The following is a 12,475-nucleotide window of genomic DNA, read 5'->3' as shown; positions in this document are numbered from 1 at the left end:
GTTTCATCGCTGCAACAAAACGTTTTATCTTTAGAGCTGTAAATATTTCTTAATTCTATACACTGAATAACATCCAAAACGAGAGATAAAAACATGAATTTCAAAACATTAGCATTAGGCTTAGCGGTTTCATCTGTAGCAACATTTTCTATTGCAAAACCAGTAACCTATACAATTGACCCGACCCATACTGCAGCCGTATTTAGCTGGGATCATTTCGGTTTTTCTACGCCATCTGGTAATTTCTCTGATATTCAGGGCAAAATCGTGGTGGACAATGAACAACCGGCAAAGTCAGCTGTGCATGTGACAATTCCAGTATCCAGTATTAATACCAACGTGACAGCTTTAGATGATCACTTAAAGAAAGCCGATTTCTTTGATGCAGCAAAATATCCAAACATCAGCTTTAAAAGTACCAAAGTAGAAACGCAGAACAAAAAGAACTTCAAAATTACTGGTGACTTAACTATTAAAGGCGTGACCAAACCTGTGGTATTGGATGCTGTTTTAAACAAACAGGCTGAACATCCAATGATGAAAGTTCCAGCAATTGGTTTCAATGCAACCACTTCATTTGACCGCTCTGCATTTGGTTTAGGAGCAAACGTACCGAGTGTGGGTGATAAAATTACTGTTCAGATTACCACTGAAGCCACTGTACCTGCGCCTACAAAGAAATAAGATTCTCTGTATGGGTAGTATGAAAAAGCACCTGATTCAGGTGCTTTTTTATCAAATAAAATGACTTAGATCTAATCACGATTCAGAATCAGCAGACAGCCAAAACTGATAAAGATCCCGCCTGTAACTCCATCAATCCATTTGGCAAATTTTTGATAATAAGTCGTCATCTTCGGCATTGAAAAAATAATGGCTACAACCGTAAACCAGAGCAAACTTTCGATAAAGACCAGAGCTAAAAGAGAAGATTGTTCTGATAGTTTTGCATTAGGGCTAATCGCCAATGCAAATACACTGCTAAAGTAAATCAGGGCTTTGGGGTTGGCCATGTTGGTGAAAAAACCTTGCAGCAATAATTTAAGATACGACGGCTGAACGATAGAAAGAGCTTCTGCTTTCGAATTTGTTAAAGGTAGAGGTGTCTTAAAGCTTGACTTCAACATCAAACTGCCCAGATAGAGCAGATATAATCCACCCAATAGCATTAAGATCTGCTGTAACCAGACCATTTTCTGAAATAAAAAATGCAGGCCGCCAAGTGCACAAATTGACCAGACCAGAATGCTCAATGAAATACCGAGGGCTGCACATAAAGCATGCTTTCTGGACTGCCGGATGGCACTTTGTGTGACAAAGAAAAAGTCCGGTCCTGGACTAATCAGGGCAAAAAAATGAATCACGGCAATGCCGAATAATGCGCTCATAATATTTCTACAGTCGAGAGGAAGAGTTTAGCCTAGAATTTATCTGAGACTAGGGTGTGTCCTCATTTGGCTTTGCACCAAATAAATATACAGGCTATACGAATCATAGATTTATAATTGCGTGCCAGTTTATCAAATCGAGTTGCAATAGCACGGAAATGTTTTAATCTCGCAAAAGCATTTTCAACTAAATGTCTTAATTTATATAGATATTTATCAAATTCCTTATTCGATCTCTTACTGTTTGATCTCAATGGAATAATGGGAATCATATTCTTGTTCTTGGCATATATTCTAATGTGCTCAGCATCATACCCCTTATCAGCAATGAGATAAGTTGCCTCGTCTACCGTATCAATCAGTTGTTTTGCAACTTGACTGTCGTGGACGTCACCCTCAGTGATTTTAAAATCAATCGGTAATCCATTCGCGTCGGTTGCAAGATGTATTTTTGTTGTTCGTCCACCGCGTGATTGTCCAATTGCTCTTTCGAAACCATGCCGAGCTCCACTTGCATGTTGATGCACGCGTATGTAGCTTCCGTCAATGAATACCCATTCTTGATCCAAGATGCCTCGTAATCTAAAAAAAATTTATCCCACAATCCCTTGCTTGCCCAACGATTAAAGCGATTGTAAGCAGTTTGCCAAGGACAAAATTCTTGGGGAATATCACGCCATGTGGCGCCTGTACGCAGTTTCCATAAGATCGCTTCCATGATATTTCTACTATTCTTTGAACAGTAACAACCGTGTAATCGCATAGTATCTTGAATTTGCTGCCAGATATCATCGGTGAGAAGAGTACGTGCCATTGAAAAAATATAGAAATCAAAAGAGCTTAAAGGAGGATTTTAAGTATTTAAAACCAATTTTTCAAATGAGGACACGCCCTAGGATACGATATTTAATTGCGTCAGATATTGCTCTAGTACAGTTTGCGAGGTAGTTTCCAGTACAGGCGCAAACTGAAGATTGGCAGCGCGTAGTGCAGGAATATCAATTTTAGCCTGACTCAATTCACAGCTATGTCCAATCAGCCATTTCTCTAAACTTTCACTGGCCACTTCAGCATGGAATTGTAGTGCTAGAATATTCTGTCCTACCCGAAAGGCCTGATTTGGATAAAGATCAGAGCTGGCCAGTAATTCTACCTGTTCAGGTAGGTCAAAGGTATCACCATGCCAATGCAGGACGTCAATATCCTCCAGAGCTTTTAGTGGATTGTTTTCAATAGAAGCAAGACTGAGTTTAGACCAGCCAATTTCCTTCACATCTCCGGGGTAGACTTTAGCATTCAATGCAGCAGCAATTAACTGCGCACCTAAACAGATGCCTAAAGTCGGTAAATTCTTTTCCAGTCGAACTTTAAGTAAGTCTATTTCTTGTTGTAAGAAAGGGTAATCCTCAGTTTCATAGACTGCAATCGGGCCACCGAGAATAATTGTTAATCCAGGATGTTTAAAAGCCTTGGTAAGATCATCGATGCCAGCTTCGAAATAACGCACACGTAAGCCGAGCTGATAAAAAATATCTTCCCAAGCGCCTAAGTCTTCAAAAGCCAGATGTTGAATGGCATACACGGTATCGGAGAGGTGGGCTAAGTTCAGCATAGTTTTTTGATATCAAGAGAATGATTTAATTTAACGTGAATCAAAAGCAAAATAAAAGGTTTATCTACCGATCCTGTGCAAAATAGAAAGCAATGAACATCGCTGCGCTATCAGAAAGTTTCTAAACATTTTCGGGTGATCGCTACATGAAGCAGTTCATTTTTTCTTTTGTATAGGAAAGAGAGTAGAGTAAGACTGCCGTACTGAATAAAAACAACAAGTCTATCAGGAACAAGGATATGCAAAATATACGTTTATATGTCGATAAAAATAGAATCAGCCCTTATGCCATGTCGGTTTATGTTGCCTTAAAAGAAAAGGGTTTAGATTTTCAGGAAATTGTGATTGATTTAGATCAGCAGCAACAGAAATCTGCGACTTATCAAGCCATTTGTCCAAGTGCTAAAGTTCCGTGTTTAATAGTAGATAACTTTAGCCTGTTTGAATCATGGGTAATCACTGAATACTTGGAAGATGCCTTTCCAGCTCCAAGTTATCCGGCCTTATATCCAAAGGAAATTCAGGCCAGAGCCAAATGTCGCGCCATACAAGCCTTGGTCAAAAGCGATTTTATGCAAATCCGTCAGCAAATGCCTTCCGATTCGGTATTTCATCCACCAAAAATATCTACACCTCTTACAGCTTCGATCACTGAAGAAATTCAGCGATTGTTAAATGTGGCAGAACATATGCTAGAGGACATATGGTTGGCTGAACACTGGTCAATTGCAGACTTTGATCTGGCCTTTATGTTGCATCGTTTGCTGAGCCATCAGGTGAAACTTCCTGTGAAAATAATAGAATATATCGAGCGTAATTTTAGGCGGGCTTCGGTACAGGCCTGGCTGGCAGAACACGAAAAAGCTAAAACTTTAATTTAATGCCGACTGATAAAACAGTTCATAAAAAAATCTACTTAAATAGATAAAACTCAAGCGTAATATGAATCAGAACAAAACTTGAAAAGATGCTGAGGATACAGTCCTCGTTGAATAAGAAGGAGGTAGTGGCCGGTGGGGAATTCACATCATCATGAACATAGTCATGTCACTGTGACTGCAAAAAATGCCAAAAAATTATCAATAGCGTTGGCATTAACCACGACTTTTTTAATTGTGGAAGTTATTGCCGGCTTTTTGACGCAGAGTCTGGCCTTGCTTTCTGATGCCGCACATATGTTTACTGATGCTGCGGCACTGGCGATTGCACTGGTGGCCATCAAGATTGGGCAAAAACCGGCAGATAACAAACGCACGTTTGGCTATCAACGCTTTGAAATTCTGGCTGCCTTATTTAATGCCTTGATGCTCTTTGTGGTGGCGATTTATATTTTATTTGAAGCCTATCAACGTTTAAGCAATCCTCCAGAAATCCAGAGTCTGGGGATGATGGTTGTGGCGAGCTTAGGACTCATCATTAACCTGATTTCGATGAAAATTCTGGTGTCGAGTAGTCAGGAAAGTCTAAATATCAAAGGGGCTTATCTGGAGGTGCTGAGTGATGCATTGGGGTCAGTCGGCGTGATGATCGGGGCGCTGCTGATTTATTTTACTGGCTGGATGTGGGTAGATACACTGATTGCCGTATTGATCAGATTTTGGGTTTTGCCACGCACCTGGATTTTGCTCAAACAAAGTATCAATATTCTGCTAGAAGGAGTGCCAGATGAAATTGATATTGAAAAACTGCGTCATGATCTTTTAGCACTCGAAGGCGTACAAGATATTCATCAGCTTAAAGTCTGGGCGATTACTTCCAAAAAAGTCATGTTGACGGTACATCTGGTTGCACCGAATGTAGATTATCAGAAACTGCGTCATCAGGCTTTTGAAATGTTGAGCCATCAGCATCATATTACTGAAATGACTTTACAGATTGAGGCAGAAAATTGTCCACCGGAACAACGAGGGCATTCGACCCATCAGCACTGAAATATAATCATCTGAGCATCGCAGGGCTTAATTGTTTTTTAGAAGTGAACGGATGACATCCAAATAACTTGGTGGAGCATCGACATACTGACGCTCTCTTAACATTTGATGCATTTTCGCCAGCTTTTGATGCGGAACAGCGGCCATTAAATGATGTTCAATATGATAGTTCACATGAATTGGTGCAACAAAAGCACGTGCCAGCCAGCCTGCACGAGTGGTTCGGGTATTGTTAAGGGCAGAATGACTGGTTTCCAGACCCGCATGTTCAGCCATTGCGCGAATACGGATAAATAAAGGGAATGGTGTGATATAAGCCAAAGGCCATAGCAAATACAGCTTAGGATGGCCACTGGCCCAAAGCACAGAGAAAATCGTGGCATTCGCGAGCAGCATACCTGAACTGTTTTTCAGCAGATTTTTGGCCAAATCTACCTTGCTACGATCACCACGTGGAATAGGCTTGGGATCGTTGGATACACTCCATTCCAGAAGCTCCAAATCCATCAATACCCGACCTGCCAGAAATTTAAGTCCAGATTGCCCATTCAGATCACGAAAGAATTTCCTGAATAGTGAACTTTGAGTAATGGGAAAATTTTTTACCAACCCCAAGTCAGGATCATCTGACTGCGAGGTTTTAGCATGATGTTTCAGATGATAAGGACGATACTTGCTGACATCATTCCAGATCGGGCGTGCACAGAGCCAGTCAGTAAAATGAGTGTTCAACCATTTGGTTTTAAAAAGACTATGGTGCGAAGCATCATGCATCAAGATGGCCAGTGCAAGCTGGCGTCCAGCAAGAATGGCCAGTGCCAGCGCACACATCAGTACTTTTCCCCACGTAGGTAAATACTCCCAACTATAGGCTACCGTGCCAAAGGTCATGACAATTACAGTCCATGTCGAACCTACTGCCCAGGCACCGTGCAAGTCTGAGGTCGTGGTGAGTTCTTTAATTTCATCACGACTAAAAAGTTCTGTGACACTGACCTTGCTGTTCATTCTTCTGCCTATATTTAGTTCTTATTGCTCTATTCAATATATTTGTCCTAAATATTACAGTCAATTTATTTTTGTGAATAAATATGAAATAAATTATACACCCTGATTGTTAAAATATTGTTGCCATAAAAATTGCCCCTGTTTTTCTATTTTACGAACCGCCAGCTCAAATTGTTGCCGAGCTTCGGCATCTATCCATTCTGTAGGAAGTAGGGGATCGGCACGTAAACTAAATAAGGCAGATTTACCGAGATAGAAGGCAGTTTTTGCTGCATCAGGTAAAGGCAAGCTTTGAGAGTAATCAAACCATTGATGAATGTCTTGATTCACCTCCAGATAAGTTTGATGTAAGGCTTGAACATCCCAAAGTGCACTGACATCTATTTCCTGATCTATCTCACTGACTTGAAAAAAACGTGCATCTGGATCTAATCCAAACTGGATTGCAGCCGTTTTTAATTCGGTTAAGCTCAGTATTAAGTTGTCTGGACGAATAAAAACATTCTGCTCCATTTCCTGAAAGCCATAATAACCTAGTGCTTTTTCCCGTTTGGATAATGCAGTGCGATCTACACGTCCCAAAGCACCGGTATAAACCAGTACATATTTTCCATTCCACGCGGTCGCCATTTGCATATTGGGATGCTTGTTTAAACTGATAAAAGAAGTATCAAATTTTTTTTCTAGCAATTGATACACCCCGCGCTCTACAGCTTGAATGATATTTTCCTGATTCAATCGGGCTACAGCAACCCGGAGACTATTGTGAGAAATGCTTAATAGATCTGCTGCACATAGCATCTGTTTAATGCTGGCGGTGGAATTTTGAGACGCATATAACAAGTCTAAAACCAGATGACGGGCATTCAATTTATAAGTCATGAAACGATATCGTAATTAAAGGAATTGAAAGTTTTGAAGTTTATTTACAATAGCACTTTGTTGTGAATAACCCAAAAAATGTCAGGGTGAAAGAGGATGAATAAGTGATTTGAGATATGCTTTTTATCAATGAAATTTTTTAAACACAATAAAAAAACCCTTATCTTTCGATAAGGGTTCTTCGTATTCTGGAGCGGGAAAGGAGACTCGAACTCCCGACCCCAACCTTGGCAAGGTTATGCTCTACCAACTGAGCTATTCCCGCAATGAGATGAATTATAGAGAATTCCACAGCAGTGTCAACTCTCTATAAATCTGTTTGATTAATTAATCAGCACGGCGCCAAACCGTACCTTGACGGGTATCTTCAAGAACAACACCTTGATCAAGTAAAGATTGGCGAATTTCATCCGCACGCGAAAATTCTTTGGCTTTTTTGGCATCTTGACGCTGTTGAATTAAACCTTCAATTTGTTCAGGTGATAACCCTAGGGCTTCCTGACCAATATCAGATTTGAGAAACTCATCTGCATCTTGTTGTACCAGACCGAGAATATTGGTCAAATGGCGTAAAGTTGCGTAGTAGATTGCTGCCTGTTCCGCATTTTCTTCTTTCACGGCACGATTCAGTTCTTTGTTAATTTCAAATAGCACTGCAATCGCTTCAGGTGTATTGAAATCATCACGCATGGCGGCATTAAAACGTTCAACCAAAGCATCATCCAAGGTTTCCACCAGATGGTCGCCATAAACCGCCTGATAGGTTTTAAATGAATGGTAGAAACGAGACAAAGTATTTTTCGCTTCTTTTAAGGCAACATCCGAATAGTTCACCGGGCTGCGATAGTGTGAAGACACAATAAAGTAACGCACCACTTCCGGATGGAACTTTTCGATCACGTCGCGAATGGTGAAGAAATTGCCTAAAGACTTCGACATTTTCTCGCCATCGACATTAATGAATCCGGCATGCATCCAGTAATTCACATATTGTTCACCGGTTGCTGCTTCAGATTGTGCAATCTCATTTTCATGATGCGGGAAGGTCAAATCGGCACCGCCGCCATGAATGTCGAAATGATTGCCCAGGCAGCAGGTCGACATCGCTGAACATTCAATATGCCAACCCGGGCGGCCATTACCCCAAGGTGAAGGCCATGCAGGTTCATTTTCTTTGGCGTGTTTCCAGAGGACAAAGTCAAATGGATGTTTCTTTTGAACTTCGACATCAACACGTTCAGAAGCTCCAGCTTGCATATCTTCTAACTTGCGACCAGAAAGACGGCCATATTTGGCAAATTTCTCGACTTCAAAATAGACATCGCCATTATTAGATGGATATGCCGTGCCTTTGTCGACCAGATTGCCAATCATATCTTGCATTTGGTCAATATAGTCTGTGGCTTTAGGCGCAGCATCAGGCGGGAGACAGCCTAGTTTGGCAAAGTCTTCATTCATCGCATCAATAAAGCGGCCGGTCAACTCCGAGATATTTTCGCCATTTTCATTGGCACGTTTAATAATTTTGTCATCAATATCGGTAATATTGCGCACGTATTTGACTTTCCAGCCTTGGCTGCGCAGGAAACGGATAATATAGTCAAATGCAACCACTGTACGTGCGTGTCCAATATGACAGTAGTCATAGACGGTCATACCACAGACATACAAATCAATTTGACCTTCAACACGAGGTACGAATTCTACTTTTTTGCGTTGCTCTGAGTTATATAGAACAAATGGTTGCATAGCTGTTCAAAAGACTTCAAATAAAAGGATGAATCATCTTAACCTAAGCATAATTATTCATAAAGACAAAAGCGTAAAAAGCCTCAGATATTTAGCATAGTTAGGCAGAGATACTGATTGATAAAAAGGTGATTCTTGGACGGAAGTCAGAATATTGAGCTCAGCTTTACAGAACTAGTGTTTGCCAGGGAGATTAGGTGATATTGGGATGAGTATGATCTTATTCGAATCCAGCTTATTGAGGAGAGAGTAGGCGTGTGTCGATAGAAAATAAAAAACAAGCATATTTTACAGCGTCAAAAATGGAGTAAATGTAGAGATGGAGATACCAGACTGCGTAAGTCACATACAATCAAGATATATTAAAAATCTGTCGAATCTTCTACATTTAGAAAGCTTGCAATTGCATAGCTATGCTAAAATTGCGAAAATTGTGCCCATCAAATGAGAGTTTTTCTCTGTCCTTAACGTAGGTAAACAGGCTTTGAATTCACAAAAAACAGCGAATCAACTCGATTTTCAGAAAGTCGCACTTGAAACACTGCGCATCGAAGAAAATGCATTACAGATTTTAGCCACACAGATTGATGGCCGTTTTAGCCGGGCCTGTGAAGTTATTCTACAGTGTACTGGCCGTCTGGTAATTACCGGAATGGGCAAATCAGGTCATATTGGCCGTAAAATGGCGGCGACCTTTGCTTCGACCGGAACACCCTCATTCTTTATGCATCCGGGTGAAGCCGGTCATGGCGACTTGGGCATGCTGGTCGCGGGTGATGTGCTGATTGCGATTTCAAACTCAGGCAAGAGTGATGAGATCATGATGCTGATGCCACTCATCAAACATCTTGAAATTCCTTTAATTACCATTAGCGGCGATGAGCGTGGCCCAATGCCACAAAATGCCGATGTGGCTTTGACCCTGGGTAATATTCAGGAAGCCTGTCCGCTCGGGTTGGCACCCACCTCATCAACGACTGCCACCTTGGCCTTAGGCGATGCTTTGGCGGTGGCGTTACTGGATGCGCGTGGTTTTACTTCAGATGATTTCGCCCGCTCGCATCCCGCCGGAGCTTTGGGTAAGCGCCTGTTATTACATGTAAAACATCTGATGCGTACGGGTGATGATTTACCTAAAGTTTCACCAGATACCGCCATGAACAAAGTATTGTATGAAATTTCCAACAAACGTCTGGGATTGACCACGGTCGTAGATGCAAATGATGTCTTGCTGGGAATTTTTACCGATGGTGACTTGCGTCGTTTAATTGATAAACAGCAAGGTTTTGATGTCAATCTGGCAATTCAGGACGTGATGACCAAGAATCCGCTTACGATTTCTCAGGAAGCACGTGCAGTCGTGGCGCTGGAACGTATGAATGAACGTAAAATTAACCAGTTTGTAGTGGTTGATGAGGCCAATAAAGTGATTGGTGTGATTAGTATGCATGACCTGATTCAGGCTGGGGTAAATTAATAAATGGCATCTTATGTATTATTAGAGCAGGCACGTCATATTGCAGCATTAGTGCTTGATGTAGATGGTATTTTAAGTGACGGCTTTGTAACGCTGACCAATACTGGTGATGAAATCAAATCATTCGATATCCGCGATGGTCTGGGTATGAAACTGGTTCAGCAGGCTGGAATCAAGGTGATTATTATCACTGGCCGTAAAAGTAATATTGTCGAAAAACGGATGTCTGACCTGGGTGTGGATCTGGTCTATCAGGGCCGTGAAGATAAAGGCACAGCACTACGTGAAGCATGTGCACAGCTCAATATCGACCCTGAAGATTGCTTATATATGGGCGATGACTGGCCTGACTTATCTGCTTTTGCCATTGCTGGCATGAAAGTGACCGTACCGAATGGTCATGTCGAAGTTCGTCGCCGTGCAGATCTGGTGACTCAGGCGCTGGGTGGCCGTGGTGCAGTACGTGAAATCTGCGATATGCTGCTGATGTCCAAAGGCGTATACCAAGAGTTACTTGAAAAATATACTCGTGCGCCTTATTAATAAGTCATATCTTTTGGATTAAGTACACCGCTTATGGATACTAAAGTTTTATATATTACGGCTGTGATGATTGCCGCAATAAGTGGTGGTTATTATTATTACAGTGGCAAGGGCAATAAGCTGCAGACGGACTCCGCGCGCAGCATGACCTATTCCGCTCAAGATATTAACTTAACCCAGACAGATGAATCAGGCATGTTATCGGTTCGCGCCCAAGTGGATCGACTTGAGCAGAACTTGCAGCAACAGACCTCCAAGCTGGAAAATCTGCAAGCTTCGACCTATGACAATGCTCAAGTCGATGCGACTTTCTCTGCCAAAATGGCGCATGGCTATGATGACAATACAAAAGTTGTACTCTCTCAAGAAGTGCTTGCCACCAAAATCATGCAAAATGGGAAAATGCAGTTTCGTACTGAAGAACTGACCGCTTTTCCGAAAACACGTGAAATTGAAACTGATAAAACGGTGATCGTGGAGTCTCCACAGGCTGAATTTATCAGCCAGGGTCTTAAAGCCAATCTTAATGATGGTCAATACGAATTCTTTAATATTCGAGGAAAGTATGAACCAAATTCCTAAAGTCAAAATGATGCACACTTTCCTGAAGCGCACTGCGCTGGCGACTGTGATTGGACTTGCTTCAATCGCGGCCTTTGCCTTGCCATCTGACCGTAACCAGCCGATCACTTTACTGGCGGATCGCGCGACTTTTAATGAGCGTACTGGGGTGACGACCTATTCTGGCAATGTCATCATTGAACAGGGCACCATGAAGCTACAAGCCAATTCAATTGTGGCCAATCTGAACAATAAGCGCCAGATTAGCCTGATCACGGCTACCGGTAGCCCGACACAGTTCCAGCAAAAAGTAGATGCCTCCAAAGGTCTGACCAAAGGTCAGGCTCAGAAAATTGTCTACAATGCTGAAACCGGAATTATTACCCTGTCTGGTAATGCCTTATTGCAGCAGGATGGGGCCAGTATTCGTGGTGCGACTTTAAAATATAGTATGAATAAAGGTGATGTTGAAGCGATTGGTACACCGAATAAAACCGGTTCAGCTGAAGGTCGCGTAAAAATTGTGATTCCACCATCAGCTTCACAATCCTTTCCAGGAGCACGTGATTAATGGAACAATCGCAGCAAGTTCAAACCTTGACCATCAAACATCTGGCGAAAAATTATAATAAGCGCTGGGTGGTGAAAGATGTGTCTTTTAGTATGGAAAGTGGCCAGATTGTCGGATTGCTCGGACCTAATGGTGCAGGTAAAACCACCAGCTTCTATATGGTCGTCGGTCTGGTACGTATGGATAAAGGTGAAATCTATCTGGATGATCTGGATCTTTCTGATCTGGCCATGCATGAACGGGCACGCAAGGGAATTGGCTATTTGCCGCAAGAAGCATCGATTTTCCGCAAGCTGACAATTTCACAAAATATTATGGCGATTCTGGAAACCCGCAAGGATTTGACCAAGGCTCAGCGTCAGCAACGTCTGGCGGAACTTTTGGCCGACTTTAAAATCACTCATATCAAAGATTCTTTAGGAATGAGTGTTTCCGGTGGTGAGCGACGCCGTGCCGAGATTGCTCGTGCATTGGCGGCAGATCCAAAATTTATGTTACTCGATGAACCTTTTGCTGGTGTCGACCCGATCTCGGTTGGTGATATTAAAGATATCATCACCACTTTGAAAGATCGTGGGATTGGGGTATTGATTACCGATCATAATGTGCGTGAAACGCTGGCGATTTGTGAACATGCTTATATTGTGAGTGAGGGGGCATTGCTTGCTGAAGGTACGCCAGCTGAAATTCTGGCCAATGAAACAGTAAGAAAAGTTTATTTAGGTGATGATTTTACCGTATAAACAGCTTTTA

At 41.9% G+C, this 12,475-nt stretch carries 14 protein-coding genes and 1 tRNA gene; 8 read left to right on the top strand and 7 right to left on the bottom strand.

Features of this window, described 5'->3' with window-relative positions; translation table 11 throughout:
- Nucleotides 1–93: 93 nt before the first annotated feature.
- Nucleotides 94–684, top strand: coding sequence for a YceI family protein (locus FTU82_RS00690; protein ID WP_005171307.1), 591 nt, complete (start codon nt 94–96; stop codon nt 682–684).
- 71 nt (nt 685–755) lie between these two features.
- Here the strand turns inward: FTU82_RS00690 and FTU82_RS00685 are convergent, their stop codons facing one another.
- From FTU82_RS00685 to FTU82_RS00675, 3 genes are all read right to left on the bottom strand, one after another.
- Entirely contained in the window at nt 756–1,388 is a 633-nt protein-coding gene (locus tag FTU82_RS00685) for a LysE family transporter (RefSeq protein ID WP_100357102.1), read from the bottom strand.
- A gap of 62 nt (nt 1,389–1,450) precedes the next feature.
- Nucleotides 1,451–2,202, bottom strand: a protein-coding gene (locus FTU82_RS00680; RefSeq protein WP_373685564.1) for an IS5 family transposase whose coding sequence is annotated in 2 segments (ribosomal slippage) — nt 1,451–1,968 and nt 1,968–2,202 — 753 coding nt in all. Because the reading frame shifts where the segments join, the coding sequence is not laid out codon by codon here.
- Nucleotides 2,203–2,280: 78 nt separating this feature from the next.
- Nucleotides 2,281–3,000 carry a glutamine amidotransferase gene (locus FTU82_RS00675; RefSeq protein WP_180100896.1) on the bottom strand — a complete coding sequence of 240 codons (720 nt, stop codon included), beginning with the start codon at nt 2,998–3,000 and terminating at the stop codon, nt 2,281–2,283.
- 239 nt (nt 3,001–3,239) lie between these two features.
- On the opposite strand from FTU82_RS00675, the gene yfcF reads away from it, so the two are divergent.
- Together yfcF and FTU82_RS00665 are read left to right on the top strand one after the other, a co-directional pair.
- Complete coding sequence (yfcF, locus tag FTU82_RS00670) at nt 3,240–3,881, top strand: glutathione transferase (protein ID WP_180077384.1); 642 nt, start codon at nt 3,240–3,242, stop codon at nt 3,879–3,881.
- A 132-nt stretch (nt 3,882–4,013) separates the two neighbouring features.
- Complete coding sequence (locus FTU82_RS00665) at nt 4,014–4,931, top strand: cation diffusion facilitator family transporter (protein WP_180100895.1); 918 nt, start codon at nt 4,014–4,016, stop codon at nt 4,929–4,931.
- Between the two features lie 27 nt (nt 4,932–4,958).
- On the opposite strand, the gene FTU82_RS00660 is transcribed toward FTU82_RS00665, so the two are convergent.
- The 4 genes from FTU82_RS00660 to cysS form a co-directional block, all read right to left on the bottom strand.
- The gene (locus FTU82_RS00660; RefSeq protein ID WP_180085259.1) at nt 4,959–5,939 is read right to left on the bottom strand and encodes a fatty acid desaturase family protein; all 981 of its coding nucleotides are present in this window, start codon (nt 5,937–5,939) and stop codon (nt 4,959–4,961) included.
- A 93-nt stretch (nt 5,940–6,032) separates the two neighbouring features.
- Nucleotides 6,033–6,821: a hypothetical protein gene (locus FTU82_RS00655; protein WP_180085261.1), complete on the bottom strand. Its 789-nt coding sequence runs from the start codon at nt 6,819–6,821 to the stop codon at nt 6,033–6,035.
- 189 nt (nt 6,822–7,010) lie between these two features.
- A tRNA-Gly gene (locus FTU82_RS00650) sits at nt 7,011–7,086 on the bottom strand.
- 62 nt (nt 7,087–7,148) lie between these two features.
- A complete protein-coding gene (gene cysS / locus FTU82_RS00645) occupies nt 7,149–8,570 on the bottom strand; it encodes a cysteine--tRNA ligase (protein ID WP_005096664.1) in 1,422 nt (473 codons plus the stop codon).
- A 484-nt stretch (nt 8,571–9,054) separates the two neighbouring features.
- Between cysS and FTU82_RS00640 the strand changes: the two genes are divergently transcribed.
- The 5 genes from FTU82_RS00640 to lptB are packed head-to-tail and all read left to right on the top strand — an operon-like array spanning nt 9,055 to nt 12,465.
- Entirely contained in the window at nt 9,055–10,047 is a 993-nt protein-coding gene (locus FTU82_RS00640; protein WP_074382880.1) for a KpsF/GutQ family sugar-phosphate isomerase, read from the top strand.
- Nucleotides 10,048–10,050: 3 nt separating this feature from the next.
- On the top strand, nt 10,051–10,590 hold the full coding sequence (locus FTU82_RS00635) for an HAD family hydrolase (protein WP_005096667.1): 540 nt from the start codon (nt 10,051–10,053) through the stop codon (nt 10,588–10,590).
- Between the two features lie 33 nt (nt 10,591–10,623).
- Nucleotides 10,624–11,172 (top strand): LPS export ABC transporter periplasmic protein LptC, encoded by a 549-nt coding sequence (gene lptC, locus FTU82_RS00630; protein WP_180100894.1) that lies wholly within the window; start codon nt 10,624–10,626, stop codon nt 11,170–11,172.
- Nucleotides 11,156–11,722, top strand: a complete 567-nt coding sequence (gene lptA, locus FTU82_RS00625) for a lipopolysaccharide transport periplasmic protein LptA (protein WP_005171293.1) — start codon at nt 11,156–11,158, stop codon at nt 11,720–11,722. The genes lptC and lptA overlap by 17 nt, the downstream gene beginning before the upstream one ends.
- Nucleotides 11,722–12,465, top strand: coding sequence for an LPS export ABC transporter ATP-binding protein (lptB, locus tag FTU82_RS00620; protein WP_005096670.1), 744 nt, complete (start codon nt 11,722–11,724; stop codon nt 12,463–12,465). Before lptA ends, lptB begins: the two co-directional genes overlap by 1 nt.
- Nucleotides 12,466–12,475 lie beyond the last annotated feature (10 nt).

The organism is Acinetobacter sp. YH12151 (assembly GCF_013418355.1).
In the GTDB taxonomy this organism is placed as follows: domain Bacteria; phylum Pseudomonadota; class Gammaproteobacteria; order Pseudomonadales; family Moraxellaceae; genus Acinetobacter; species Acinetobacter pseudolwoffii.
Note: the sequence above shows the minus strand (reverse complement) of the source record. Positions and strands in the feature narration are given on the sequence as shown.